The organism is Methylobacterium sp. Leaf88 (assembly GCF_001422795.1).
Classification (GTDB): Bacteria; Pseudomonadota; Alphaproteobacteria; order Rhizobiales; family Beijerinckiaceae; genus Methylobacterium.
Window position 1 is genome coordinate 132,030 of sequence record NZ_LMMK01000024.1, and the last position, 24,428, is coordinate 156,457.

25 protein-coding genes and 1 riboswitch are annotated in these 24,428 nt (G+C 73.0%); of the genes, 5 read left to right on the forward strand and 20 right to left on the reverse strand.

All coding sequences use genetic code 11. The features are described from left to right. Positions 1-50 precede the first annotated feature (50 nt). Positions 51-917 (reverse strand): formyltransferase family protein, encoded by an 867-nt coding sequence (locus tag ASF20_RS14950; RefSeq protein WP_056275288.1) that lies wholly within the window; start codon positions 915-917, stop codon positions 51-53. A 234-nt stretch (positions 918-1,151) separates the two neighbouring features. Between ASF20_RS14950 and ASF20_RS14955 the strand changes: the two genes are divergently transcribed. Beyond that, positions 1,152-2,792: a cryptochrome/photolyase family protein gene (locus tag ASF20_RS14955; RefSeq protein ID WP_082501372.1), complete on the forward strand. Its 1,641-nt coding sequence runs from the start codon at positions 1,152-1,154 to the stop codon at positions 2,790-2,792. Here the strand turns inward: ASF20_RS14955 and bcsS are convergent. Further along, entirely contained in the window at positions 2,764-3,483 is a 720-nt protein-coding gene (bcsS, locus tag ASF20_RS14960; RefSeq protein WP_244476442.1) for a cellulose biosynthesis protein BcsS, read from the reverse strand. The two genes, ASF20_RS14955 and bcsS, sit on opposite strands and share 29 nt — an antisense overlap. A gap of 334 nt (positions 3,484-3,817) precedes the next feature. Here bcsS and ASF20_RS14965 point away from each other — a divergent pair, with 334 nt between their 5' ends. Further along, positions 3,818-4,420, forward strand: coding sequence for an exopolysaccharide biosynthesis protein (locus ASF20_RS14965; RefSeq protein ID WP_274534725.1), 603 nt, complete (start codon positions 3,818-3,820; stop codon positions 4,418-4,420). A gap of 49 nt (positions 4,421-4,469) precedes the next feature. On the opposite strand, the gene ASF20_RS14970 is transcribed toward ASF20_RS14965, so the two are convergent. Genes ASF20_RS14970 through ASF20_RS25290 form a run of 3 tightly spaced genes read right to left on the reverse strand, consistent with a single transcriptional unit; the run spans position 4,470 to position 6,358 of the window. Continuing rightward, positions 4,470-5,294: a metal ABC transporter permease gene (locus ASF20_RS14970; protein ID WP_156389722.1), complete on the reverse strand. Its 825-nt coding sequence runs from the start codon at positions 5,292-5,294 to the stop codon at positions 4,470-4,472. Between the two features lie 38 nt (positions 5,295-5,332). Further along, positions 5,333-6,217, reverse strand: a complete 885-nt coding sequence (locus ASF20_RS14975; protein ID WP_056275291.1) for an ABC transporter ATP-binding protein — start codon at positions 6,215-6,217, stop codon at positions 5,333-5,335. Between the two features lie 9 nt (positions 6,218-6,226). Further along, positions 6,227-6,358: a hypothetical protein gene (locus ASF20_RS25290; protein WP_280136505.1), complete on the reverse strand. Its 132-nt coding sequence runs from the start codon at positions 6,356-6,358 to the stop codon at positions 6,227-6,229. A 132-nt stretch (positions 6,359-6,490) separates the two neighbouring features. Here ASF20_RS25290 and ASF20_RS14980 point away from each other — a divergent pair, with 132 nt between their 5' ends. Beyond that, the gene (locus ASF20_RS14980; protein WP_056275295.1) at positions 6,491-6,979 is read left to right on the forward strand and encodes a Fur family transcriptional regulator; all 489 of its coding nucleotides are present in this window, start codon (positions 6,491-6,493) and stop codon (positions 6,977-6,979) included. Positions 6,980-7,019: 40 nt separating this feature from the next. Here ASF20_RS14980 and ASF20_RS14985 read toward each other — a convergent pair whose 3' ends face one another. Both ASF20_RS14985 and ASF20_RS14990 read right to left on the reverse strand, forming a co-directional pair. Next, positions 7,020-8,522 (reverse strand): exopolysaccharide biosynthesis polyprenyl glycosylphosphotransferase, encoded by a 1,503-nt coding sequence (locus ASF20_RS14985; protein WP_056275297.1) that lies wholly within the window; start codon positions 8,520-8,522, stop codon positions 7,020-7,022. A 483-nt stretch (positions 8,523-9,005) separates the two neighbouring features. Beyond that, complete coding sequence (locus ASF20_RS14990; protein ID WP_056214716.1) at positions 9,006-9,341, reverse strand: antibiotic biosynthesis monooxygenase; 336 nt, start codon at positions 9,339-9,341, stop codon at positions 9,006-9,008. 481 nt (positions 9,342-9,822) lie between these two features. On the opposite strand from ASF20_RS14990, the gene ASF20_RS14995 reads away from it, so the two are divergent. Beyond that, complete coding sequence (locus ASF20_RS14995) at positions 9,823-10,224, forward strand: helix-turn-helix transcriptional regulator (protein ID WP_056214719.1); 402 nt, start codon at positions 9,823-9,825, stop codon at positions 10,222-10,224. A gap of 15 nt (positions 10,225-10,239) precedes the next feature. Here ASF20_RS14995 and ASF20_RS15000 read toward each other — a convergent pair whose 3' ends face one another. From ASF20_RS15000 to ASF20_RS15015, 4 genes are read right to left on the reverse strand one after another with little or no spacing between them, the layout of a single operon-like run. Next, positions 10,240-11,550 carry a cobyrinate a,c-diamide synthase gene (locus ASF20_RS15000; RefSeq protein ID WP_056275299.1) on the reverse strand — a complete coding sequence of 437 codons (1,311 nt, stop codon included), beginning with the start codon at positions 11,548-11,550 and terminating at the stop codon, positions 10,240-10,242. Then, positions 11,547-12,329, reverse strand: coding sequence for a precorrin-4 C(11)-methyltransferase (cobM, locus tag ASF20_RS15005; protein WP_056275301.1), 783 nt, complete (start codon positions 12,327-12,329; stop codon positions 11,547-11,549). Before cobM ends, ASF20_RS15000 begins: the two co-directional genes overlap by 4 nt. Continuing rightward, on the reverse strand, positions 12,326-12,742 hold the full coding sequence (locus tag ASF20_RS15010; protein WP_244476443.1) for a cobalamin biosynthesis protein: 417 nt from the start codon (positions 12,740-12,742) through the stop codon (positions 12,326-12,328). The genes cobM and ASF20_RS15010 overlap by 4 nt, the downstream gene beginning before the upstream one ends. 20 nt (positions 12,743-12,762) lie before the next feature. Continuing rightward, positions 12,763-14,001, reverse strand: coding sequence for a bifunctional cobalt-precorrin-7 (C(5))-methyltransferase/cobalt-precorrin-6B (C(15))-methyltransferase (locus ASF20_RS15015; protein WP_056275679.1), 1,239 nt, complete (start codon positions 13,999-14,001; stop codon positions 12,763-12,765). A gap of 28 nt (positions 14,002-14,029) precedes the next feature. Here ASF20_RS15015 and ASF20_RS15020 point away from each other — a divergent pair, with 28 nt between their 5' ends. Further along, a complete protein-coding gene (locus ASF20_RS15020) occupies positions 14,030-14,761 on the forward strand; it encodes a cobalt-precorrin-6A reductase (protein WP_156648087.1) in 732 nt (243 codons plus the stop codon). A gap of 20 nt (positions 14,762-14,781) precedes the next feature. Here the strand turns inward: ASF20_RS15020 and cobJ are convergent, their stop codons facing one another. From cobJ to ASF20_RS15065, 9 genes are read right to left on the reverse strand one after another with little or no spacing between them, the layout of a single operon-like run. Beyond that, a complete protein-coding gene (cobJ, locus tag ASF20_RS15025; RefSeq protein WP_056275307.1) occupies positions 14,782-15,558 on the reverse strand; it encodes a precorrin-3B C(17)-methyltransferase in 777 nt (258 codons plus the stop codon). Beyond that, entirely contained in the window at positions 15,555-16,346 is a 792-nt protein-coding gene (locus ASF20_RS15030; RefSeq protein WP_056275308.1) for a precorrin-2 C(20)-methyltransferase, read from the reverse strand. The genes cobJ and ASF20_RS15030 overlap by 4 nt, the downstream gene beginning before the upstream one ends. Then, positions 16,346-16,978, reverse strand: coding sequence for a precorrin-8X methylmutase (locus tag ASF20_RS15035; RefSeq protein ID WP_055947476.1), 633 nt, complete (start codon positions 16,976-16,978; stop codon positions 16,346-16,348). Before ASF20_RS15035 ends, ASF20_RS15030 begins: the two co-directional genes overlap by 1 nt. Then, a complete protein-coding gene (locus ASF20_RS15040) occupies positions 16,975-18,315 on the reverse strand; it encodes a hypothetical protein (protein ID WP_056275311.1) in 1,341 nt (446 codons plus the stop codon). The genes ASF20_RS15035 and ASF20_RS15040 overlap by 4 nt, the downstream gene beginning before the upstream one ends. Beyond that, positions 18,312-21,665 carry a cobaltochelatase subunit CobN gene (gene cobN / locus ASF20_RS15045; protein WP_056275314.1) on the reverse strand — a complete coding sequence of 1,118 codons (3,354 nt, stop codon included), beginning with the start codon at positions 21,663-21,665 and terminating at the stop codon, positions 18,312-18,314. The genes ASF20_RS15040 and cobN overlap by 4 nt, the downstream gene beginning before the upstream one ends. A 9-nt stretch (positions 21,666-21,674) precedes the next feature. After that, positions 21,675-22,709: a cobalamin biosynthesis protein CobW gene (gene cobW / locus ASF20_RS15050; protein ID WP_056275317.1), complete on the reverse strand. Its 1,035-nt coding sequence runs from the start codon at positions 22,707-22,709 to the stop codon at positions 21,675-21,677. Further along, positions 22,706-23,146 (reverse strand): DUF1636 domain-containing protein, encoded by a 441-nt coding sequence (locus tag ASF20_RS15055; RefSeq protein WP_244476444.1) that lies wholly within the window; start codon positions 23,144-23,146, stop codon positions 22,706-22,708. The genes cobW and ASF20_RS15055 overlap by 4 nt, the downstream gene beginning before the upstream one ends. Then, complete coding sequence (locus ASF20_RS15060) at positions 23,139-23,909, reverse strand: CbtA family protein (protein ID WP_056275324.1); 771 nt, start codon at positions 23,907-23,909, stop codon at positions 23,139-23,141. Before ASF20_RS15060 ends, ASF20_RS15055 begins: the two co-directional genes overlap by 8 nt. 27 nt (positions 23,910-23,936) lie before the next feature. Next, positions 23,937-24,113: a CbtB-domain containing protein gene (locus tag ASF20_RS15065; protein WP_055947494.1), complete on the reverse strand. Its 177-nt coding sequence runs from the start codon at positions 24,111-24,113 to the stop codon at positions 23,937-23,939. A 37-nt stretch (positions 24,114-24,150) separates the two neighbouring features. After that, positions 24,151-24,344: riboswitch (cobalamin riboswitch) on the reverse strand. Between the last annotated feature and the right edge of the window lie 84 nt (positions 24,345-24,428).

Sequence of the window (24,428 nt, forward strand, 5' to 3'; positions counted from 1 at the left end):
GGGGTCTGCTCGATCGCTTTCGTGGAGGGGTCGCTCCGATATAGGGCAGCCTACCGCCCCAGCTGTCCGGCCTCGCTGACCGGGACCGGGCTCCAGCGGGTGAGCTGGATGTAGCCGTCGCGGGCGGCGATGACGACGTGGCGGCGGTAGCGCTGCACCACCGTCCCCGGCGCATGCCGATGCGCCTCGCGCCAGCCCTCGGCCGCCGCCACGTAGACCCGGGACTCGCCGACCCGGGCGATCGTCTCGATCGTGCCGAAGGCGCGGACCCGGCGCAGGATCGCCTCGACCTCGGCGCGGAAGTCGAGGGTGCGATCCGCATCCGTCACCCGCGGCCAGTAGGAGCCGGTGCCCTGGGGAGCGGGCGTCCGCCACAGGGCAGGCAGGTCCCGGGCGATCGGGCCGGCGGCGATGCGGCGCGCCGCCATCTGGCACTTGGCCAGCAGGGTCTCGTGCGATTCCAGGGCGGCGAGCGGGAAGCGCTCCTGGGCCAGGATGTCGCCGGTGTCGAAGCCGTCCTCGGCCAGCACGTGGGCGGTGACGCCCCAGTCCGGCTGCCCGTCGGAGATCGCCTTAAAGAGCGGGTAGGGTCCGCGGCCCAGGGGAAGCGGGGAGGGGTGGAAATTGAGCGCGTAGGCGCACCGCCCGCGCCAGCCCCGGATCAGCCAGGGATAGCCCGCCACCACCAGGGCCCAGTCCCCGCCCTGCGTCTCCGCGAGCCCGGCGAGGTCCTCCGGCCGCATCCGCGAGATCTGGATCGGCACGCGGTGGCGGCGGGCCTGAGCCACCACCGCCTCGTTGTGATCGTAGATCCCGTCGCAGGGCCGGGTGAACAGCTTGATCGGCGTCCAGCCCGCCCCGAGCAGGGCCTCGAACACGCCGCCGAGGAAATCGATTCCGGCAAAGGCGAACTTCATGCGGCTCCCGACGGTCCTGCGACGTCACGGATCGGTCGATCCCGCGCGGGGACGGCTCTCCGTCCCCGGCATCCGCCATACCTACCGCATCGGGAGCGAATTGGGAGCGGGCATGAATATGGGAGCGCGCATGAGGCGGGAGATCGTCATCGGCGACGCGGGCGGACGAGCGCCCGGCCGGCGCCCGCCGCGGGACGCCCTTCGGGCTCTTCGGCAGGCCGAGGGCTGATCGCCATCCGCACGCTCCGCTTCCTCCTCGGCGACCAGCTCACCCGCCGCATCGCCACCCTCACCGATCTCGATCCGGACCACGACGTCGTCCTGATGGTCGAGGTGCGGGCCGAGGCCACCTACGTGCGCCACCACAAGCAGAAGATCGCCTTCCTGTTCTCGGCGATGCGCCACTTCGCGGCGGAGCTGGAGGCGGAGGGCATCACCGTCGACTATGTCCGCCTCGATGCCCCGGGCAACACCGGCAGCTTCACCGGTGAGCTGGAACGCGCCGTTGCGCGCCACGCGGTCGACCGCGTCGTCGTCACCGAACCCGGGGAGTGGCGGGTCTGGACCATGATGGAGGGCTGGCGCGCCGATCTCGGCCCGCCCGTGGAGATTCGCGACGACAACCGCTTCCTCTGCCCCCGCGCCGACTTCGCCGCCTGGGCCGGCGACCGCCGGAGCCTGCGCATGGAGACGTTCTACCGCGGCATGCGCCGCCGCACCGGCCTGCTGATGGAGGGGACCGAGCCGACCGGCGGCCGCTGGAACTTCGACCCCGAGAACCGCAAGGGGCTGCCGAAGGGCCACGGCGTGCCCGAGCGCGTCGGCTTCCCGCCCGATGCCGTGACCCGGGAGGTCATCGCCCTGGTCGAGCGCGACTTCGCGGATCACTTCGGCGAGACCGACGCCTTCGCCTGGCCGGTCACCCGGGCCGAGGCCATCACCGCCTTCAAGCACTTCCTCGCCGTCGGCCTGCCGGCCTTCGGCGACTATCAGGACGCGATGCGCGCGGACGCGCCGTTCCTGTACCACGCGCTGATCGCGCCGGCGCTGAATGCCGGGCTGCTGACGCCGGAGGAGGTCTGCCGGGCGGCGGAGCGCGCCTATCGCGCCGGGGAGGCCCCGCTTCACTGCGTCGAGGGGTTCATCCGCCAGATCCTCGGCTGGCGCGAATACGTGCGCGGCCTGTACTGGGCCCGGATGCCGGACTACGCGGCGTCGAACGCCCTCGAGGCCACCCGCGATCTGCCGTGGTTCTACTGGTCCGGCGAGACCGCGATGAACTGCCTGGCGCAGTGCATCGGCGCCACCCGCACCCACGCCTACGCCCATCACATCCAGCGCCTGATGGTGACGGGCAACTTCGCCCTGCTCGCCGGCCTGGCCCCCGAGCAGGTGGAGGAATGGTACCTCGTCGTCTACGCCGATGCCTACGAATGGGTCGAGCTGCCCAACGTCCACGGCATGGTGCTCTGGGCCGATGGCGGCGTGATGGGCTCGAAGCCCTACGCGGCCTCGGGCGCCTACATCAACCGCATGTCGGATTACTGCCGGGGCTGCGCCTACGACGTGGCCAAGAAGACCGGTCCATCGGCCTGCCCGTTCAACTATCTCTACTGGAACTTCCTCATCCGGCACGCGGAGCGCCTGGCGGACAATCCGCGCCTCGCCATGCCCTACCGCACCCTGGCGCGGATGGACCCGACGAAGCGCGCCGCGATCCTCGACGACGCGGCGCGCTTCCTCGACGGGCTCGACGCGGCGCCGCCGGCCGCCCCGGCCGACCAGGGCACCCTCGCCCTGGCGCCGCCCCGGTCGAAGCTGGCCCGCCATCCGGCCCGCGACACGGTTACCAGGGCGTCCAGACGGAAAGGCTGAGATAGGGGCCGGGGTCCTGATCGCTGGCGAGTTGCAGCCCGGCCGAGAGGCGCAGGCTGAAGCCGCCGAGGGCGAAATCCGTCGCGTGCAGGCCGACGTTCCACTTCCGGTAGCCGGTCCCGTCCCCGGAGAAGGCGATCTCGGGTCCGAGATAGGCGCCCCAGTGCCGATAGCCCCAGGCGAGGCGACCCCAGGTGCTCATGCGGGTGGTGCCGGTCACCAGCGTGGCGGCGAACAGGGTCGCGTCGGTGGGGTGGGCCCACACCTCGCCGTGGAGGCGCAGGCCGAAGCGGGGCGGCAGGGCCTGCACGCAGCCGCAGCCCGACACCACCTCCATCGATCCCTCCGGCCCCGCATAGGCCGCCACGACGCCCCAGTCGCGAAACCACTGGTAGCCGAGCACGACGGCGCCGATCGCGGTGTCGCGCGTGGCGGCGCCCTCGCGGCGGCGCTGGCCGCCGAGGCTCCCCAGGGCGACGAATCCCTCCCGGTCGACCCGGTCCAGCGCCAGCTTCGCCCCGGTGGTCACGAAGACGGAGGGGCTCGCCTCCAGGCTTCCGAACAGGACGAGCGAGGCCGGCGAGGAGGACAGGGCCGGCGTGCCGAGGAGACCGGCGGCGCAGGCGGCCGGCACGACGAACCGCTTGGGCTTTCGCTTCGCCTCGGACAGGGCTGTGGTCGTCGCGCGCACGGGCGTCCCAGGTTCGACCCCGAGGACGCCCTGGCGGTCATGGCACCGGGCCCCGGAATCAATCTAGAATCTATATAACATAAAAATTATAACTCTCTGATTGTATTTTGATCCATCGCACAGAACACATCTGGTCAAGATACCTCATCGCAACTAACCGAGATTCTTCGCAACCTGAGATTGATTATTTGAGTGCGAGTCGATTTCCAGGACCGGGTGGATCCGTTCGAGGACCGCATTTCGGGGCCTTCCCGGCGCGCGGATGCGCCGCTTGGCCTCGGCGCCCATCTCGGCTACAGCCCGGCTCAGGACCGTCGCCAATGGCCGAGCTTTCTTGTCACCAGCTGCCAGAACTTCCGAGGTTCTCACCGTGCTCGCCGAGCAGGAAGGGGAACGGCTGACCGTCGGCGAGATCGTCGCCGTCCTGAAGGATCGCGCCTTCGCGCTCCTCATCGTCATCCTCGGATTGCCCAATTGCCTGCCGATGCCGCCGCCGATCCCCCTGGTCTGCGGTCTTCTGCTGCTGCTGGTTGCGATTCAGATCACAGCCGGCATGGCCTCGCCCTGGCTGCCCCGCGCGCTGCTGCGCCGGTCCGTCGCCCGCAGCGACGTCGAGCGGGCCGCCAGCCGGGCCGTGCCGCTGCTGCGCCGCCTTGAGCACTGGTCGCGCCCGCGCATGAGCCTGTTCGAGACCGCCCTCGGCATGCGCGGCGTCGGCCTCATCCTGCTCACCCTGTCGCTGGCCCTGATCGTGGCCGCGCCGATCGTGGGACAGATCCCCCTCGGCCTCGCCATCTGCCTCGTCGGCCTCGGCCTCGTCGAGCGCGACGGCGTCGTGGTTCTGGGGGGGCTCGCCATCGGCGCCGTGGGCGTCCTCCTCAATGCCGGCTTCGTCTATGCGATCATCTCCGGCCTCATGAGCCTGTTCGCTCTCTGACGGACGGACCGCGCCGAGGATCGCCGCGCTCCGAGGGGCGCTGCGCCCGTCAGGCTTCGAGATGGCGCGCCCGCACCAGCCGGCGGACCAGGCCGCCCCGGCGCCCGATCAGCATCGAGACCAGGTAGAAGCCGCCCGCCGCGAGTACGATCGCGGGCCCGGTCGGGAGATCGGCCTGGTAGGACACGCTGAGCCCGACCACGCTCGACAGCATCGCGATCAGGACCGAGACCGGGATCATGCCCGACAGGTCCGCCGCCCAGAACCGCGCCGCAATGGCCGGCAGCAGCATCAGCCCCACCGCCAGCAGCGTGCCGAGGGCCTGGAAGCCTCCGACGAGGTTCATCACCACGAGGCCGAGAAAGGCGTAGTGCACCGGACCGCCGGCCCGGCTGACCGTGCGCAGGAACAGCGGATCGACGCATTCCATCACCAGGGGCCGATAGATCGCCGCCAGCCCGAACAGCGTCACGGTGGCGATGCCGCCGAGGAGCCAGAGGGCCGGGTCGTCGAGGGCGAGGACGCTGCCGAACAGGATGTGCAGCAGGTCGATCTGCGAGCCGCGCAGGGAGACCAGCAGGACGCCGCCGGCCAGCGAGATCAGGTAGAAGGCCGCGAGGCTCGCATCCTCCTTGATCACGGTGGAGCGGGTCACGAAGCCGGCCAGCAGCGCCACCGCGAGGCCGGCGGCCAAGCCGCCCAGGGTCATGGCCGGCAGGGACAGCCCCGCCACTAGGAAGCCCGCCGCCGCCCCGGGCAGGATCGCGTGGCTCATGGCGTCGCTCATCAGGCTCATGCGCCGCAGCATCAGGAACACGCCGACGGGCGGGGCCGAGAGCGACAGGGCGAGACAGCCGACCAGGGCCCGGCGCATGAAGCCGAATTCGACGAAGGGACCGAAGAGGAGGTCGATCACGCGGCGTGCCCCCGGTCGCGTACCGCCCCATGGTCGTGGGCATGCGGATGCGCATGGCGCCCATCGGGGCCGTGGTCATGGTCGGGACTGTGGTCGTGGTCGGGACTGTGGTCGTGGTCGTGGGGCGGGCCCGGCTCCTCGTGCCGGCCGCAAACCGCGGCATCCTCGTCCCAGGCCTCCGACAGGCTCTGGGCGCGGGCGAGGTTCTGGGGCGTGAGCACCCGCTCGGTCGGTCCCCAGGCGACGCGCTCCCGCGCGAGCAGGAGCGTGTGCGGGAAGTGGCTCCGCACCTGTCCGAGATCGTGGAGGGCGGCCACAATGGTGCGGCCCTGCCCGTGCCAGGCGCGGACCAGGGCCAGCAGGTCGGCCGTGGTGCGTCCGTCGACCCCCGTGAACGGCTCGTCGAGGAGGAGGACGCGGGCCTCCTGCACGATCAGGCGCGCGAACAGGGCCCGCTGGAACTGGCCGCCCGACAGGGTGCCGATCAGGCGCGCCTCGAATCCGGCGAGGCCTACGGCGGCGAGGGCGTCCAGCAGCGTCGCCCGATGCCGGCGCGCGCTCCGCCAGGGGCCGAGGCGCCGCCACAGGCCCATGGCCACGAGATCGAGGACGCTGAGGGGGAAGCTGCGGTCGATCTCCGCCGCCTGCGGCAGGTAGGCGATGGCCTCCTCGAGGCCCGGACGGGCGATCCGGCCCTCGAGACACGGAATCTCGCCGACGATGCCCTTCAGGAGGGTCGACTTGCCGGCCCCGTTCGGCCCGACCAGGGCGAGGAGGGCCCCGGGCGGAATGACCCCGTCGAGGTGGTGGACCGCCGGGTGGCGGTCGTAGCCCAGGGTCAGCCCGTGGAGCGTGATGGCGCCGGGCAGATCACAGCTCATGGTCACGACTCATCGGGAGGCCCACAGGATGGCGGCCCAGAGCAGGAGGGTCAGGACCAGCGCCACCGCGAAGCGCAAGGACGCGCCGGCCTGGAACAGCGAGTGGCGGAGGGCGGCAGGGGGGCGCGGGGCTTGGATCACGGCGGGGCTTGGGTCACGGCGGGGCTCGGGTCACCGATGGATCATTTGCCCGAACGGGAGCGCCGGCTTATGTTGGCGGTGATACACTGTAACACTCGGGCAGTTCAACGGGCCGGGTTCACGGGGCAGATCATGCACGACCATGCGGCGACGCATGACCACGGTTGCGGCGGGGCGGAGGAAGCGATCGCCCGGGCGGAGCGCCTGTGTCGCGAGCGCGACCTGCAATTCACCCGCCTGCGTCGCGACGTGCTGGCGGCCGTGGCGGGGCAGACGCGGCCGATGGGCGCCTACGACATCGCCGAGACCCTGAGCGAGCCGGGGCGGCGCGTGGCGGCGGTCTCGGTCTACCGTGCCCTGGATTTCCTCACCGAGCACGGACTCGTGCACCGGATCGCCAGCCGTAACGCCTTCGTGTCCTGCGGCCACTCCCACACCGAGGGCGCCGGCCTCGTCTTCCTGATCTGCCGGAACTGCGGCACCATCGACGAGACCACCTCGCCGGAAGTGGAGGATCAGCTCGGCCGGACCCTGGCCAAGGCCGGCTTCAAGCCGACGAGCCGCATCCTTGAGGTCGAGGGCGAGTGCGGTGCCTGCCTCGGCCGGACCACCGCGGAGTGAGCGGGCACGCCCGCGGCCTCGCGCCGGGCCGCTCGTCGGCTCAGCACGCGTTCTCGTAGGCGCGGGGCGAGAACACGGTCATGAACAGGATCCGCAGGTCGAACCAGATCGACCAGTTGTCGATGTAGTGCAGGTCGTGCTGGACCCGCCGCTGCATGTCGAGGTCGGTGAGGGTTTCGCCCCGGAGGCCGTTCACCTGCGCCCAGCCGGTGATGCCCGGCATCACGTTGTGGCGTCGCGCGTAGAGGGCGATGCGGTTCTCGAAGCTGCGGTCATGCGCCAGGGCGTGGGGGCGCGGCCCCACGAGGGACATCTCGCCGAGCACCACGTTGATGAGCTGAGGCAGCTCGTCGATGTTCGAGCGCCGCAGGACGCGGCCGATCGGCGTGATGCGACTGTCGTTGCGGGTCGCCTGCTTGAAGACCTCCTCCGGAGCGGCCTTCATGCTGCGGAACTTGAAGACGCCGAAGGGCTGCTGGTTGAAGCCGTACCGCCTCTGCCGGAAGAACACCGGACCCGGGCTGTCGAGCTTGATCAGCGCCGCCACCACGAGGAAGAGCGGGCTCAGCAGCACCAGGGCGATCAGGGCCAGGGTCAGGTCCAGGCTGCGCTTCAGGAACAACTCGCCGGCCTGGAGCGGGCGACGCCCGATATTGATGCCCGAGAGGCGGCCGACCCGGGCGAGGGCGAGGTCCGGAAAGCGATCCATCACCGAGCCGGGGCGCAGGTGGAGGGCCGCCGGCACCCGCAGGAAAGCGTCGATGCAGCGCTCGATGTCCGAGGCGTCCGACCAGGGCAGGAGGATGAACACATCGTCCGGGCGCAGGAAGCGCACCACGGAGACCGCGAGATCGAGATCCTCCGATCTCTGGGCGTGCCGGGCCGCCGCGTCGCCGGTCGGGTCGACCTGGCGCAGATAACTCGTGCCGATCACGCGCAGGCCGAGGGCCTCGGGGTCGTTGTGGGCATAGAAGCGCGCGATATCCTCCTCGTAGCCGACCAGATGGACCCGGTTGGTGTTGCCCGATGTCGATGTCGCCGCGCTGCGGACGAGGCGCAGCATCGTCGCGCGGGCGAACAGCATCGCCGGGAGGCCGCCGGCGAACATCCCCAGGGACACCAGGCGCGAATACTCATGGGTCGTCTTCGTGGCGAAGCCGATCAGCAGCACGACGGCCCAGGCCCCGATCCAGACCGTCGTCGCCCGCCGCAGGTGCGGCCGGCGGGCGAGCAGCGTCTCGATATGGTAGTCCTCGCGGACGAGGTTCGTCAGCAGCACGAACAGGGCGACCAGGGCGGCGAGCTCAAAGCTGCCGCTGTGTCCCGCCACCGGCCCGGTGCCGTCGAAGGCCGTCCGGTAGGCGGCGTCGATCCCCGCGGCGACGCTGACGATGACGAGGATATCGGCAATGGCGGTCGCGGCCGAGAGCCCGATCCGAAACGCGGTGCGGCTGCGTCGGGGGAGAAGCGCCGCCCAGACATCGTGGCGCGCCCGCGACACCGGAAGCTTCTCGAGAGCGGCTGGGATTCGGTCATGAAACATCTGGAGCGCTCTGTCCCGTCCTGATGCGAAGACTGTCCGAAACTGAACCGAAATTACGGACCGGTTAGGGATGCCGAGACGATCGGTGCAAGACACGGGCCCGGAGTCCGTTGCTCTCGTCCGACGGCGCGGCGCGGGGTCTCGACCGCGACGGGGTCGCGCGTTCGACAGGTTGCTCCGAGAAGGACCTCTTCCGGTGGGCCCTTGAGGCGCTGTCCCGCGATCCTGCGGATGCGTCCGGTCGCGCATACCGCCCCACAACGTCGGTCCCGCGCAGAGGGTTGCGCACGACTATCGTTCGACCCGGAGCGCCCGGGCGCTGGGGATCGATCCCGGCCTCCGCCCGACGCCCCTGGTTCAGGCGCGGCCGGCGCGGCGGGCCGGCCGCGCCTCGCCGGGTTGCCCCGCCACGTCTCGACCCGGGACACGTCACGCCGGGTCGATCCGACCGGCCACGCGGCTGCCGCGAGAGGTCCCCACGCATCAGGCGGCGGCGTCCGAATCGGGCCGTGCGACGGTCTGGATCGTCTCGAACCCCTCGAACTGAGGATGGCCCAGGTAGAGGGGCTTGGTCGACGGCACGCGGCCGTGGGCCTTCCGGAATTGTTCCGACCGGGTCCAGGCCTCGAAATCCGCCTTCGACGACCAGATGGTGTGGGAGGCGTACAGCACGTGGTCCTCGCCTTCAGGACCGCGGAGGAGATGGAACTCCACGAAGCCCGGCATTTCGCCGAGATGACTGTCGCGGCCGAGCCAAACCTGCTCGAAGTCTTCCGTCGCGTCCTTGACGACTTTGAAGCGATTCATTGCGATATACATGATCCACCTGGGTTTTTCGGCGTCTCGGACGATCCCGTGCGACACCTCTAACCTGGGGCATAGGGGCACGAAAAGCCATCCGGTGCGGCGGATGCGCCGCGCTCCGGCCCGGCGCGGACCGCCCGATGAAAGCCGGGCCGCGCCCGGTTCGTCAGGCATTCGGAGCCGTGGGTGCGTTCGCGGTGCAGCGAAACTCGCGAGGGACGATCGCAACGTCGCGCTTGCAATCCGTGCCAGCTTTGTGGTCAAGCTCTCAGAACGGTCACCTCCGATGCTCATGCGGAGTAAACATCTAGTGGCGTTCGACTGCAGACAAGGATAGTCTCTACCACCACGTTCAATCGTTGATCGACTGCCTTGGTTTCGTGGCGAATGAACTTAAGGAATCCTGCACGCCTTCGTACGAAAGCGCTCCAACCTCATCGTCCCCGGGGCTGGTCCGGGCGGGGGCTGAAAATTTCTATAGGGACTGAATCGAGAGATGATGCCTAAGCAGACTACCGACGTCGATCGCCTCGTCGGATTGAGGATCACCGCTTTGCGCAAGGCGCGCGGCCTGAGCCAGACGGCGCTCGGGACCGCCGTGGGCGTGACCTTCCAGCAGGTCCAGAAGTACGAGAAGGGGCAGAACCGCGTCGGTGCCGGGCGCCTGCGCGAGATCGCCCGTCTTCTCGAAGTTCCGGTCTCGGCCTTCTTCGAGGAAGACGAGGTTGGCGGCACCCAGTCCGATGTCTTCGGCTTCCTCAGCGCGCAGGGCGCAATCGAGTTGCTGCGGGCCTACGCGCTGATCGAGGACGATCAACTGCGCCGCGACGTGCTCGCCATCGTGCGGACGGCCGCGAAGATGGGCAAGCAGGCACCCGAGCCCGCCGCCGCCGGTTAGGGGCTCGCCGAGCCCCTAACCGATCCAGTGGAAGAAGCTGCCCGTCACGGCGCCGCGCCGGTGTCCGGCGTGGCCGAGGGGTACGCCCTCCGCATCGGTCACCGCCGCGAGCCCCGTCTCGGGGGTCGGCGGCGCACTCGTTTCGCTGGCATAGTGGAACTCGTGCCCGACGAGGCGTGCGCCCGCGCCCCCGAGGGGGCCCTCGGCCAGCAGCGTCGCGACGCGGTAGCCGAGGTGCAGGCGGCGGGTCTTGTAGGAGGTCGCCACCGGCAGCAGGCCCGCCATGGCGTGGGTGATGCCCTGCGCATCCTCCAGGCTCTCGCCCAGGACCATGTAGCCGCCGCACTCCCCGTGCACCGGCTTTCCCCGGGCGAACACCCGCAATCCGTCGAGGAAGCGCCTGGCCTGCGCCAGGGCGCCGGCATGGAGCTCGGGATAGCCGCCGGGCAGCCAGCCGGCATCGCAATCGGCCGGGGGCGGCTCGTCGGCCAGGGGCGAGAAGGGCACGAGTTCGGCGCCCGCCGCCCGCCAGCCCGCCGCCATGTGCGGGTACAGGAACGAGAAGGCCGCATCCGACGCGATGGCGATGCGCTGGCCCGGCGGCCGGGGCAGGATGCCGGCGCCCGGGGCGGGGGCCGCGCCGGCCGCGGCGGCCAGGATCGCGTCGAGGTCGAGGCCGGCCTCGGCGAGGTCGGCGAGCCGGTCGAGCCGGGCATCGAGGTCGTTGGTCTCGCGGGCCTGGACGAGGCCGAGATGGCGCTCGGGCAGGACGAGGCTCGCATCCCGCATCAGCGCCCCGAGCACCGGCATGCCGATGCGGCTCAGGCCTGCCTCCACGAGGCGGCGATGGCGGGCACTCGCGACCTTGTTGAGGATCACCCCGGCGATGCGGATGCGCGGATCGTAGGATCGGCACCCGAGGGCGAGGGCGGCGGCCGATTGCGCGGCGCCGGAGACGTCGAGGACGAGGATCACCGGCCAGCCGTAGCGCGCGGCGATGTCGGCATTGGCGCCCGTGCGCCCCTCCGGTGCCACGATGCCGTCGAACAGCCCCATCGAGCCCTCGGCGATCACGAGGTCGGCGCCCAGAGCTGAGAGGGCCGCCACGGCGTCGAGCATCGGCCCCGGCATGGCGAAGCTGTCGAGGTTGAAGCTCGGATGGCCGGTGGCCGCCTGGTGGAAAGCGGGGTCGATGTAGTCCGGCCCGCACTTGGCGCCGCGCACGGCCAGGCCCCGCCGGACCAGCGCCCGCATCAGCGCCAGGGTCACGGTGGTCTTGCCCGAGCTCGAACGGGGCGCGGCGACGAGGAGACCGGGCACGCTCACGGTCGGTCTCCGTTTGCGCGCTCGCCCGTCGGCCGGAAGCGCCGGTCGTAATCGGTGGCGTAGAGGGCGCTCTCCCGGAACTCCGCCGGGTCGAGGGCGGGCCCCACCAGGATCAGCGCCGTGCGCTCCAGCCCGGCCTCGGCCACCTGGCCCGCGATCGTCGCCAGGGTTCCGGTGAGCACCCGCTCGTCGGGCCAGGTGGCGCGGAACACCACCGCGACGGGGCAATCGGCGCCGTAGAACGGCGTCAGCTCGGAGACCACCGCGTCGACGACGTGGATCGAGAGGTGCAGGGCGAGGGTGGCGCCGGTGCCCGCGAAGGCCGCCAGGGTCTCGCGCGCCGGCATGGCGCTGGCGCGCCCGGAGGTGCGGGTGAGGACGACGGACTGGGCGAGGCCCGGAACGGTGAGCTCGCGCCGCAGGAGCGCGGCGGCGGCGGCGAAGGACGGTACGCCCGGCGTCACCGTGAAGGGGATGCCGGCCTGGGTCAGGCGGCGGGTCTGTTCGGCGAGGGCGCTCCAGATCGAGAGGTCCCCCGAATGCAGGCGCGCCACGTCCTGGCCCGCCGCGTGGGCGGCCGCGCATTCGGCCACGATGGCGTCGAGGTCGAGGGGGGCCGTGTCGACGATGCGGGCGCCCGGCGGGCACCAGCCCAGGATCTCGGGCGCGACGAGGGACCCGGCATGCAGGCAGACGGGGCAGCGCGCGATGAGGTCGCGGCCACGGACGGTGATGAGGTCGGCGGCGCCCGGGCCGGCGCCGATGAAGTGTACGGTCATGGCTCCTGCGTGACGGATTGTGCGCGAAGCGCAAGGGCGCAGGTCGCCCCGGCACTGGCGATTCGCCGCAGCAGCAGCGTCGCACCCGGTCCGGCGGCGGCGAGGGCGGCGGCCTCCGCCACCGAGCCGACCCGGCGCGAGGCCTCGATCCGGTGCGAGCGGGTGGCCACGGCGGCGTCCACGGCGATCAGGGCCTCGGGCGGGACGGCCTCCAGGGGACAGCCGAGCGTCTGGGCGACGGCGCGGATCGCCGGCTCCCCGGCCCGGTCGCCGGCGGTGGCGAGGCGGACGACGCGGGCGCGCGGAAGGCCGGCGGCGTCGCAGGCCTGCGCGACCAGGGCGAGGATCTCGGCGGGCGCGGTCGCATGGCGAAACCCGATTCCGGCGACGAGGTCGCCCGGTCCGGGTTCCACCGGCGCCGTGCCATCCCCCCTCATGCCTTCACCCAGGCCCATTGCGTCACCGGCATCGTCCCGCGCCAGCCGTGCAGGTGCCCGACCGGATCCGCATGGGCGACCGTCAGGCGCTTGAGGCTCCCGCCCCGCTGCGCGAAGGCCGCGAGCAGCACGGCTTCGCCCTCCAGGGTCACCACGTTGGCGACGAGGCATCCGCCCGGGGGCAGGGCGGCGACGGCGGCGTCGAGGACACCCGGCGCGGTGACGCCGCCGCCGATGAAGACGGTGTCGGGGGCCGGCAGGCCGGCCAGGGCCGCGGGCGCCGGGCCCTCCACCACGCGCAGATCGGGCACCCCGAGGCGGGCCGCGTTGCGGGCGATGCGGGCGGCCCGGGCCGGGTTGCCCTCGACGGCGATGGCCCGCAGGCTCGGGTGGCGCAGCATCCACTCGATGGAGATGGAGCCGGCTCCGGCGCCGATGTCCCACAGGGTCTGGCCGGCGCGGGGGCGCAGGGCTGCCAGCGTCACCGCCCGGATGTCGGCCTTGGTCAGCTGGCCGTCATGTTCGAACCAGGCGTCGTCGAGGCCGGGGCTCACGGTAACCACCTGGGCCGCGGCCGCGCCGACGACCTCGATGCCGAGGGTGTTCAGGGGGTCGATCCCCACGAGGTCGAAGCCCGCGGCCGTCGCGCTGCGCCGGCGCTCGCGCGGCCCCCCCATGGCCTCCAGGACGGTGAGGCGGGATGCGCCGAGGCCGCGCTCGGCCAGGAGCGCGGCGACCGCCGCCGGCGTGGTCTCGTCCCAGGTCAGGACGAGGAGGCGGGCGCCGGGCTGGAGATGCGGGATCAGCCGGGGCAGTGCCCGGCCGTGCAGGGTGAGGCAGCCCGTCTCCGCCAGGGGCCAGCCGAGGCGGGCGCAGGCGAGGCTGAAGGCCGAGGGTTGGGAGAAGACCCGCATCTCCGCGGCCGGGACGATGCGGGCGATCTCGGCCCCGATGCCGTAGTGGAACGGATCGCCGGTCGCCAGGATGCAGGTGGGCGTGCCGCGCCGGGCGAGGAGTCCCGGATAGGCGTCCGCCATGGGGCTCGGCCAGACCCGCGTCTCGGCGGCGAGCGGCGCGGCCAGCGCCAGGTGCCGGCGTCCGCCATAGACGAGGCGCGCGCCGTCGAGGGCGGCGGCGGCGGCGGGGCTGAGGCCCGCGCGTCCGTCCTCGCCGATGCCCACGATGGTGAGCCAGGGGGCGGCCGGCGGGCTGGTGGACACGGCGTTACCGGTCATGGAGAACGGCCCCGAGGGTGGGGGGAGCATGCGGATACTGATCCTGGGCGGCACCGGCGAGGCGAGCGCCCTGGTGCGCGGGCTCCTGGCCATGGGCCGGCGCGATGCCGTCACCCTGTCGCTCGCCGGCCGCACCAGCCGGCCGAAGCCGGAACCCGTGCCGACGCGGATCGGCGGGTTCGGCGGTGTGGAGGGGCTCGCCGCGTGGCTGGCCCAGGACCGCACCGACCTCGTGGTCGATGCGACGCATCCCTTCGCGGCCCGGATGAGCGCCAACGCCGCCGAGGCCTGCGCCCGGACCGGCACGCGCCTGCTGGCGATCCGCCGTCCGGCCTGGAGGCCGGTGGCCGGCGACCGCTGGACGACGGTGCCCGACATGGCGGCGGCCGCCCGGGCGCTCGGCCCCGCGCCGCGCCGGGTCTTCCTCACCATCGGCCGGCAGGAGGTCGGGGCCTTCGCCGGCGCGCCGCAGCACGACTACATCGTGCGCGCCATTGAGGATATCGCCCTGGCGGTCCCGCGGCTGACTTCGGTCCAGGCGCGTGGCCCCTTCGACGCGGCCGCCGAGGCGGCGTTCCTGGCCGAGGGCGCGATCGAGGTCCTGGTCAGCAAGAATTCCGGGGGCGGCGCCACCTACGGCAAGATCGCCGCGGCGCGGGCGCTGGGGCTGCCGGTCGTGATGGTCGACCGCCCGGAGAAGCCGGACGTGCCGAGCGTACCGGACGTCGCGGCGGCCCTCGGGGGGATCGCCGCCCTCTGAGGCCCGCGCCGACCCGCGCATCACGCCGCCGGCACGCTGCGCGGCGTGTAGACGAACGGCGTGGCGTCGCCGCGCGGGATCAGGCGGGTGGCCGAGGCGCCGATGATCACCATGGTGGCCATGTCGGCCGTGGTCGTCCGCGCTTCGTCGAGGGTGAGCACCCGGATCGCCTCGTCGGGCCGCGAGACGGCGCGGGCGAAGATCACCGGCGTGTCGCCGCGCCGGATCTCGGCGGCCAGATCGAGGGCCTTGCCGAGCTGCCAGGGCCGGGCGGAGGAGATCGGGTTGTAGAGGGAGATCACGAAATCCGCCCGCAGCACCGCCTCCAGCCGGGCGGTGATGACCTCCCAGGGCTTGAGGTTGTCCGAGAGGGACATCGCGCAGAAATCGCCGCCCAGGGGCGCGCCGAGGCGGGCGGCGGCGGCCAGCATCGCGGTGATGCCGGGCTCCACCGTGATGGGGAGCCGGGCCCAGGCCGGATCGCCGGCCTCCACCGCCTCGAACACCGCCGCCGCCATGGCGAACACGCCGGGATCGCCGCCGGAGACCACCGCGACGCGCCGGCCGGAGGCGGCGAGTTCGAGGGCGTGGCGGGCCCGGTCGACCTCCACCCGGTTGTCACTGGCGTGGCGGACGAGACCCGGCCGCTCGGGCACGCGGGCGACGTAGGGAATGTAGCCGATGAGATCCTGCGCCTGGGCCAGGGCCTCCTGGGCGGCCGCTGTCAGCAGGCGCGGATCGCCGGGGCCGAGGCCGACGATCGCGACGGACCCGGAAGCCGAGGTCGAGCCGCTCACGGCCGGCGTCCCTCGCCGGGCAGGAGCACCATCGAGAAGTAGGGCGCCTCGTCGTCGGGCTTGTCCTTGAGGGCGATCACCCGCTCGCCCGCCATGGTGCCGCGCTCCACATAGACCGCGCGCTCCAGCACGCCGGCCTCGGCGAGCGCCGCCCGCACCTTCGGCAGGTGGCGGCCGAGCTTCATCAGCACGGCGGCGTCGGTGGCGCGCAGGCGCTCCACCAGGGCGGCGTGCGGCAGGGTGGCGGGCAGCACGGTCAGCACGTCGTCGCCCCAGGTGATCGGGGTGCCGGCGCGGGTCCAGCAGCCGGACATCCCGGTGACGCCGGGCACGACCTCCACGGGGAAGCGGTCCTTCAGGCGCCGCCACAGGTGCATGAACGAGCCGTAGAAGAACGGATCGCCCTCCGACAGGATGGCGACGTCCCGGCCCGCACCGAGATGGTCGGCAAGGCGCCCGGCCGCGTCGTCGTAGAAGGCGGCGAGGGCCGCGACGTAGTCCGGGTGCTCCGGGTGGAGCTCGGTGGTGTAGGGGTAGACCAGGGGGCATTCGCGCCCCGGCTCGGCGGTGAGCACGGCGTCCGCGATGGTGCGGGCGTTGCCGCGCCGGCCCTTCTTGCAGAAATGCACCAGCACCGGGGCCCGCTCCAGCACCCGCATGGCGCGCACGGTGAGGTAGTCCGGCTCGCCCGGGCCCATGCCGACGCCGAACAGGGTGCCGGTGCTCACCGCGCGCGGGATCTCGGTCCGCTCCGCCGCATCGGGGGGAAGGCGCTCGCCGGAATCCATCACTCGATCTCTTGCGCGAGCGCGTTGATGGCCGCGGCCGTCATGGCGCTGCCGCCGCGCCGGCCATGGACCACGATGAAGGGCACCCGACCGTCGCGGGCGAGGGCTTCCTTCGACTCTGCGGCGCCGACGAACCCGACTGGGATGCCGATGACGGCGGCGGGGGGCGGCACGCCCTCGTCGAGAAGCTCGAGGAGGCGGAACAGCGAGGTCGGGGCGTTGCCCACCGCCACGACGCTGCCGGGCAGGTGCTCGCGCCAGAGCTCCATGGCGGCGGCCGAGCGGGTGGTGTTCATGGCGGCGGCGAGGTCCGGCACGCGCGGATCGCTCAAGGTGCAGATCACCCGGTTGTCGGCGGGCAGCCGCGCCCGCGTGACGCCGTCGGCGACCATGCGGACGTCGCACAGGATCGGCGCGCCGGCCTTCAGGGCCGCCTCGCCAGCTTGCGCGAAGTCGGGGGAGGCCTCCACGTCGCGCGGCAGGTCGGTCATGCCGCAGGCGTGGATCATCCGCACCACGACCCGTTCGGCGGTGCCCTGGAAGCGCGCGAGATCGGCCTCGGCCCGGATCATCGCGAAGGAGCGGGCATAGATCGCCCCTCCGTCACGCAGGTAGTCGAGGCGGGAACTCATGACGGTCGCGGTCCTGGCGGGTGTTCTGGGAAGATCCGGGCGAGGGAATGTGCCGAATCCGCCCTCCTTACGCGCTCCAGCGCGGCCTCGAAAGGGAGGCGCGTCGCCGGCAAGGCATCCGGCCGCCCGGACAGCACCACGTCGTACCACCCGTCCCGCCCGACGAGGGTGAGGTCGGCGGCGCCCGGATGGGCGCAGCCCTTGGGGCAGCCCGAGACATGGGCGCGCAGGCCGCGCGCCGCGAAGGGCCGGAACGCCTCGGCCAGGCGGGCCGCGTCGTGCAGGGTCGGGGTCGAGCCCGACGCGCAGGCCGGCGCGCCTGGGCAGGCCGCCACCGCTCTGCGCGGATCGTCGGCCCACGTCAGGAAGCCGGCCCCGGCCAGGGTTTCCCGCGCGGCTTCGGCAACGGCGGCGTCGGCGCAGACGAGGAGGAGGCCGCGGGTCGGCGAGAGGCGCAGGTCGGCCGCGCCGGAGGCCTCCGCCGTCTCGGCGAGACTGTCGAGGGCGTCGGCGGTGCAGCGGCCGAAGGGGGCGTCGACGAGGAGGGCGACGCGCCCCTCCGCCCTCGGGGGCGAGAATCGCCGGGACTCGCTGTCCGGGAGAGAGAGGGGTGGCAGGGCCAGCAAGCCCGGGCTCAGGGCGGCCGACTCGGCCGGCCCGGCGATGCGCTGCAGGCCGAAGCGAGCCAGGGTCTCCGCCCGGGCCGCCGCCGGAACATCGCGCATCCGCCGTTGCCCGCTCGCCGCCAGCAGGCGCAGGGCCGCCTCGATGATGGTCGGCGCCGCACCGTCGGGCAGGCGCCACCAGGCCGCGTCGCCGGCGAGGCGCAGGGCAAAACCCGCGCGCGTGACGACGGCGTGAAGGTCGGCCTCCGCCGAACCGAGGCTGATCCCGTGCGTGGCTGCCTCGACGGCCACCAGCGACTTCGGCGGCAGGCCCGGGATCACCCGCCCGATCGCCTCGATGGCCTGGGCCAGGGCCGGGACCGCCTCGGGTTCGAGCCCGGCCAGCGGCGGGGTCAGGGTCAGGCGTTGCGGGCCCCCGTCGTGGCGGACATCCCCGAGACCGATGGCCGCCAGCGCCTCGGCGAGGTCGCAGCGGGTCCCCTCGGTCACGCCGCGGATCTGCAGGTTGGCCCGTGCTGTGACGTCGACATGGCCGTTGCCGAAGCGGCGCGCGCCCGCCGCCACCGCCCGGGCCTGGGCCGGGGTGAGGCGCCCGAGGGGCGGGTGGACGCGGGCGAGCAGGCCGTCGCCGGTGGGCATCGGCCGGGCGAGGCTGGGGCACCAGCCGCGCCGGCTCGGCGCCTCCGGGGCGACGCGGCGGGGCGCGGTCATTCCGCCGCCTCGCGCAGCAGCTCGTCGGCCGCCATTTCGTCGGCCGCCATGGCGTTGCGCCGGGTGGTCCAGAGGCCGCGCCGGCGGGCCTCGTCGAAGCGCTCGAGGATGGCGCGGGCCGCCTCCGGATTGGCCGCCCGCAGGGTCTCGAAGGTCTCGAGGTCGGCGATCATCGCCCCGTAGAGCCGGTCGAGGTCGGCGTCGCACACCGTGTCCGTGGTGGCGGCGAGGACGAAGACCGCGTCGACCCCCTGTGCCAGTTCCTGGGCGCCGCGATAACCGTGCCGGAGCTGCGCCGCGATCCAGCGCGGATGGGCGAGGCGGCCCCGGATCAGACGGGCGGCGTCCTCGCGGGCGGTGCGCGCCTTCGGGCTCTCGGGCGTGGCGACGTCGAGGCTGTAGAGGGCGGGGCTCGCCCCCGTCAGGGCGGCGGCGGCCGAGAAGCCGCCCATCGCCTCCACGGCGGCGTCGCCGTCGAGAAGGTCGCGCTCGGCGACGTCGAAGGCGTGCACGTAGGCGTCGGCGCCGGCCACCCGGGCGGCGAAGCCCGCATCCTCGCTGTCCGCCGCGCCCCCATAGGCGTGCGACGTGACGGCGAGATAGGCCCGCCCGAGATCGTCGCGGCTGTCCCAAGCCCCGTCGAGGGCGAGGCCGCCGGCCCCCGCGCCGTAGCGCCCGGGCGCCGCGCCGTAGACTCGGGCCGGCGCCTCGCCCCGGCGGCGGGCGGCGGCCAGCGGATTCTCGTCATCCTCTTCCTCCCGCGCTGCCACCGCCTCGGCGGCCCGGGCGAGGAGCGACAGGGTCTCGGGAAAGGTATCGCGAAAGGCGCCCGAGACCCGCACCGTCACGTCGATGCGCGGCCGGTCGAGGAGCGCCAGCGGCAGCACCTCGAAACCGGTGACCCGGGTGGAGGCGTGGTCCCAGACCGGGCGCACGCCCATCAGGGCCAGGGCGTGGGCGACGTCTTCGCCGCCGGTGCGCAGGGTGGGCGAAGCCCAGAGATCCATGACGATCCGGGCCGGGTACTCGCCCTCGTCCTGCAGGTAGCGCAGGACCACGGCGTCGGCGGCCCTGGCCCCCAGGGTGGTGGCGGCCCGGGTCGGCAGGCTGCGCGGGTCGAGGGTGGCGAGGTTGCGGCCCGTGGGCATCACGTCGGTGCGCCCGCGCGACGGCGAGCCGGCGGGACCGGGCGCCACGAAGCGGCCGTCGAGGCCACGCAGCAGGCCGAGGCGCTCGCCCTCCGCGCAGGCGGCCACCGCCTCAGAGGCCTCGGCCCCGGCCCGGCCGAACACGTGCAGACCGTCGCGCGCGGTCACCTCGCCGAGGTCGCACAGATGCGCGTCGAGGGCCGCGAGCGCGTCCGGCATCGGCGTGTCGGCGTCGATCCCGGCACCGGCGAGCAGCCCGGCCGACATCGCCTCGTCCAGGATGGTGCGCGCCAGGATCGCGGCGCGGCGCGGGTCGAGGACGCTGGCGGCGGAGTATTCCTCCACGAGCGCGCGCAGGCGCGCCGCGTCGGGGTCGAGCCCCGTCACGCCGGTCTGCGGCGTCAGGTGTCCGAGGGCGACGCCCCCGAGGCGCCGCTTCAGGGGCGCGGCCTCGCCCGGATCGTCGACGATGAAGGGATAGACCACCGGGAGCGCCCCGACGGCGCGGGCCGGCCAGCAATCCGGCGAAAGGGCGACGGCCTTGCCCGGCAGCCACTCGGCGGTGCCGTGGGTACCGAGGTGAACGAGGGCGTCGAACCGGCTGCGCAGCCCGAGGTGGAAGGCCAGATAGGCGTGGGTCGGCACCGCGTCTGGGTCGTGATAGGCGGCCTTGCGGTCCGTCGACCGCCCGCGATCGGGCTGCAGGAAGACCGCGAGGCGCCCGCCCGCAGGGGCCACGCTCGCGAAGCGGAACGCGCCGTCCCGGCAGACCGGGTCGGCCTCGGGCGGACCCCATTCGGCGTCGAGGGCCGCGCGCGCGGTCTCGGGCAGCGTGCCGAACCAGTCCCGGTAGGCATCGAGGTCTACCGCGAAGTCCTTCGGCCCCTGCGTCAGACCCCGCATCAGTGCCTCGGCGTCCGGCAATGCGCCGATGCCGTAGCCGGCCTGCGCCAAGTCCGCGACGATCGCCCGCGCGCTCTCCGGCGTGTCGAGGCCGACGGCAAAGCCCGCGCGGCCGCCGCGGGCGGGATAGTCCGAAAGCACCAGGGCGAGGCGGCGCTCGGCCCGGGGGAGCCGGGCAAGGCGGATCCAGGCGGCGGCACGCTCGGCCAGGGCCGCGATGCCCTCCGGGTGCGGCACGGCACGGCGCTCGGCGAAGCCCTCGGTTTCCGGACCCTCCTCCTTGAACGAGATCGGAAACCCGGAGAGCCGGCCGTCGAATTCCGGTAGGGCGACCTGCATGGCGAGGTCGGCCGCACCCATGCCCCGGGCGGAGGCGGCCCAGGCGTCCCGCGCCGCGCCGATGCTGAAGGCCTGTAGGACCGGGCAATCGGCGGCATCGAGGACGAACCCGGCATCCTCCCGCGCCGAGAAGGCGGTGGCGGCGATGACGATGGCGGGCCGATGCGCCGCGATGGCCGCCCGGAGGGGCGCGATCGCGGCGGGGTCCTTCAGGCTCGACACCGCCACGGCCAGCACCGCAAGGCCGCGCGCCTGGAGCGCGGCGCCCAACGCGGCGATCGGCGCGGTGTCGCCCGAGAGCACGCTGGACCGGTAGACCACGACCAGCGCCAGCGGCGCCTCGGCCGGGGCGGGTTGGAATGGTCGTCCGGCGGCGCGGGCCTGCCCGTCCGCGACGGGGCCGCAGCCCGGGCAGCAGACGAAGCCGCGGGGCAGGGGCAGGGGCGCCTCGACCGCCGCGGGATATCCGATCGCGGCGGCCATGCGCCCGACCAGGCGGCGCAGGTTCGCCGTGCCTCCGGCCCGGAAATAGGCGTCGAAGTCGGGGGCGAGCTCCGGCCTCGTGGAATAGGCGTCGAGGCGCGGGTCGGGCCGGTCGTCGCCCGGCAGCACCACGAGCGCCACCCCGGCGGCGCGGGCGGCCGCGCTGGCGCGCTCGATGCCGTAGCGCCAGTAATCGAGCCCGCCGAGACAGCGGATCACCACCATCCGCGCCTGGGCGATCACCGACTCGACGTAGAGGTCGACCGACATCGGGTGGCGAAGTTTCGCGAGCTTGGCGAGCCGCAGGGTCGGGCCTCCGGCCGAACCCGGCGGGAAGACCGCCGCGTGGGCGCCAGCCATGCCGAAGAGATCCGAATCGGTGAAGGACAGGAAGACGATGTCCCCCGGCGCCTGACCGAGATCGATCGCGGCTTCGCCCTCGTCGAGGGAGACCGTATCGATGCGGATCAGGTGCATGGCGGGCGCTTATCCCGCCAAGGCGGCGGCGACGGCGGCCTGGTCGAACCCCTTGAGGCCGATCACCACAAGGCGGCCGTCGCGGGGCTCGCTGGACTTCCAGGGGCGGTCGTAATGGTGGGCGATGCGGGCACCGACGCCCTGGACCACGAGGCGCATCGGCTTGCCGGTAATCTCGGCGAAGCCCTTGATGCGCAGCACGCCCTCCGTCTCCGCGGCGCGCGCGACGCGGATGGCGAGGTCTTCGGCCGAGGCCGTGGCCGCCACCGGCAGCGCCACCGAATCGAAGTCGTCGTGGTCGTGGTCCTCGCCCTCGCCGTGGTGGGAGGGACGCGCGTCGAGGTCGTCCTCGGCCGCCGCCTGGATCCCCAGGATCACGCGCGGGTCGAGGCGGCCGTGCTCGGCCTCCACCATCTTCACCGCGCGGGGCAGGTGTTCGGTGACCTCGGCCCGGACCTTGGCGCGCCCGGCCTCGTCGAGGAGGTCGGCCTTGTTCATCACCACGAGGTCGGCGCAGAGGAGCTGGTCCTCGAACACCTCCTCGAGGGGATTGTCGTGGTCGACGCTGGCGTCGTCCGCGCGCTGGGCGGCGAGCGCCGCCGGATCGTCGGCGAAGAAGCCGGCAGCCACGGCCGGGCCGTCGATGACCGCGACCACGCCGTCCACCGTCACCCGCGAGCGGATCGCCGGCCACTGGAAGGCCTGGACCAGGGGTTTGGGCAGGGCGAGGCCCGAGGTCTCGATCAGGATGTGCTCGGGCGGATCGGCCCGGTCGAGGAGCTTGTTCAGGGCCGGCACGAAATCGTCGGCCACGGTGCAGCAGATGCAGCCGTTGGCGAGCTCGACGATGTCCTCGTCGCCGCAGCCCTCGATGCCGCAGGCGGCCAGGAACGAGCCGTCGAAGCCGATGTCGCCGAACTCGTTGACGATGATGGCGAGGCGCCGGCCGTTCGCGTTCTCCACGAGGTGGCGCACCAGGGTGGTCTTGCCGGCCCCGAGGAAGCCCGTGACGATGGTGCAGGGGATCTTGGCGACGAGGGTCATTCGGCGGCGTCCGGAAGGGGGGGCGCCGCGACGGGCGGCGGGAATGGGGGAAGGCGGGCGACGACGCCCTTGCGGAATTCCTGCGGCCGGGCCTTCCACGGCACGATGCCGTCCGGCGTCGCGGCATAGAGCGCCACGCCGTCCAGGATGGTGCCGGCCGACGCGACCGGGTCCAGATCGCCGTAGATGTAGGTCCAGCGGCCTTGCGAGGCCACCGCCACCGTGCAGGGGCGCTTGCAAACCGAGAGGCATTCGACGCTCTCGACCGTGATGCCCGGGTGGCCGCCGGCGCTCACGGCGTCCTGAAGCGCGGCGAGCAGGCGGGCGCCCGCCCGCGGCTCCGAGGCGTCGCCGGCCGTCCGGCAGGTGGCGCAGACGTAGAGGGTGACGGCGGCGTGGTCCGTGTCAGGCCGCGGGTCGGGCATGTGGTCAGGCATGGGTCGGCCGCGCGTGGGTCGGCCGGGTCTTGCCGAACAGCCCCCAGGCCCAGCCATAGGCCAACCCGATCACCGCCCAGAACACGAAGGCGATGCCCAGCGAGCGCGCCGCGAACTGCGCGGCGTAGGAGGCCGGCAGGTTCGAGGCGGCGTGGCTCGCCTCCGGCGCACCCGCGAGATGGGGCGCGACGAGGAGCACGATGCCGCCCGCGATGGTGACCGGCGCCCGCCGGATCGCGATGAGGTAGAGCCCCATGGCGGTGGCCGCGGCGGTCATCACCCACCAGAACTGGCGGTCGGCCAGCGGCGCGGCCTCCATCCCGGGGAGTTCCGGCGCGAGGCCGAGGGCGGGGGCCAGCGCCACCGCGAGGAAGCCGCCGATGGCGAAGCGCAGGCCGGTCTCGGGGCTGGGCTCGCGGTTGCAGGCCAGGAGCACGGCACCGAGCAGGAACGCGTAGCCGACGCCGCCCACCAGGGTGGCGAGCGCGGTGAAGGCCATGCGCGGCAGGCCGGGGCCGGGCTGCCAGTCGGGCGCGACCTCGCCGCCCGCCACCGAGGGATCCTTGGTGCCGTGATCGTGACCGCCATGGACGCGGACGATCAGCGAGGCGGGGGTCGGCCGAACGGGGGCGGCGGAGGCCTGCGTCTCGTAGCGCTCGGCCGCGATGATGAGCGGCGAGGTGAGCGCGAGCTGCAGGCCCGTCGCGACGACGGCCGCGAGGAAGCCGGCGACCAGGGCCGCCGACACGAGCCGGATGATCATGGGATTGTCTGCCTTAAGCGGAGACGCTCAGTGGCAGGGGAAGTTCTGGCTGTGGCGGAAGTCGTGCGCCGCGTTGTGCAGCGCCATCGCGGGGGCGAAGCCTGCCATGAACACGAGGCCGAGGCCGAGGAAGGCGGCCACAAGCACGGCGCCGAGGCGCTCGTTGGTGCGGGTGCCGGTCAGGACGAGGGTGTTGGTCGACATCGGGTTCATCTCCTGGCCGCCCCGCCGGCGGCCGTCAAGCATCGAGCGGGAGGACGGCAGGTCTCCTGGCTCGCGGGTCGCTGGTCCTGCCGCCTTCCCGGATCGCTCCAGTGGCTGATGGCAGTCCCGTCTCCGCTCACAGTTGCGGGGGCAGCTGCGGTTTCGAGGTCGCCCCCTCACCGCATTCCCTTTTCACCCCGTCGCCGGGGCACCGTCCGATCCACGCTTCTACGCGGTTGCCGATCCGCTGACAACGCGGCCCGGATCGGATTCCCGCCTTTGACCCGGGACCTCGATTTCGGGCACAGCAGGCCG

Excerpts from the sequence above, each read along its gene's own strand:
- ASF20_RS15015 (WP_056275679.1), bottom strand. The coding sequence starts at position 14,001 with ATGACCGGTAACGCCGTGTCCACCAGCCCGCCGGCCGCCCCCTGGCTC.
- ASF20_RS14975 (WP_056275291.1), bottom strand. The coding sequence starts at position 6,217 with ATGAGCTGTGATCTGCCCGGCGCCATCACGCTCCACGGGCTGACCCTG.
- ASF20_RS15020 (WP_156648087.1), top strand. The coding sequence starts at position 14,030 with ATGCGGATACTGATCCTGGGCGGCACCGGCGAGGCGAGCGCCCTGGTG.
- ASF20_RS15035 (WP_055947476.1), bottom strand. The coding sequence starts at position 16,978 with ATGAGTTCCCGCCTCGACTACCTGCGTGACGGAGGGGCGATCTATGCC.
- ASF20_RS14985 (WP_056275297.1), bottom strand. The coding sequence starts at position 8,522 with ATGTTTCATGACCGAATCCCAGCCGCTCTCGAGAAGCTTCCGGTGTCG.
- ASF20_RS14970 (WP_156389722.1), bottom strand. The coding sequence starts at position 5,294 with ATGCGCCGGGCCCTGGTCGGCTGTCTCGCCCTGTCGCTCTCGGCCCCG.
- ASF20_RS15055 (WP_244476444.1), bottom strand. The coding sequence starts at position 23,146 with ATGCCTGACCACATGCCCGACCCGCGGCCTGACACGGACCACGCCGCC.
- cobM (WP_056275301.1), bottom strand. The coding sequence starts at position 12,329 with ATGACCGTACACTTCATCGGCGCCGGCCCGGGCGCCGCCGACCTCATC.
- ASF20_RS15060 (WP_056275324.1), bottom strand. The coding sequence starts at position 23,909 with ATGATCATCCGGCTCGTGTCGGCGGCCCTGGTCGCCGGCTTCCTCGCG.
- ASF20_RS15030 (WP_056275308.1), bottom strand. The coding sequence starts at position 16,346 with ATGGATTCCGGCGAGCGCCTTCCCCCCGATGCGGCGGAGCGGACCGAG.
- ASF20_RS14990 (WP_056214716.1), bottom strand. The coding sequence starts at position 9,341 with ATGTATATCGCAATGAATCGCTTCAAAGTCGTCAAGGACGCGACGGAA.
- ASF20_RS14995 (WP_056214719.1), top strand. The coding sequence starts at position 9,823 with ATGATGCCTAAGCAGACTACCGACGTCGATCGCCTCGTCGGATTGAGG.
- cobW (WP_056275317.1), bottom strand. The coding sequence starts at position 22,709 with ATGACCCTCGTCGCCAAGATCCCCTGCACCATCGTCACGGGCTTCCTC.
- cobN (WP_056275314.1), bottom strand. The coding sequence starts at position 21,665 with ATGCACCTGATCCGCATCGATACGGTCTCCCTCGACGAGGGCGAAGCC.
- ASF20_RS15065 (WP_055947494.1), bottom strand. The coding sequence starts at position 24,113 with ATGTCGACCAACACCCTCGTCCTGACCGGCACCCGCACCAACGAGCGC.
- ASF20_RS14950 (WP_056275288.1), bottom strand. The coding sequence starts at position 917 with ATGAAGTTCGCCTTTGCCGGAATCGATTTCCTCGGCGGCGTGTTCGAG.
- ASF20_RS15040 (WP_056275311.1), bottom strand. The coding sequence starts at position 18,315 with ATGACCGCGCCCCGCCGCGTCGCCCCGGAGGCGCCGAGCCGGCGCGGC.
- ASF20_RS14980 (WP_056275295.1), top strand. The coding sequence starts at position 6,491 with ATGCACGACCATGCGGCGACGCATGACCACGGTTGCGGCGGGGCGGAG.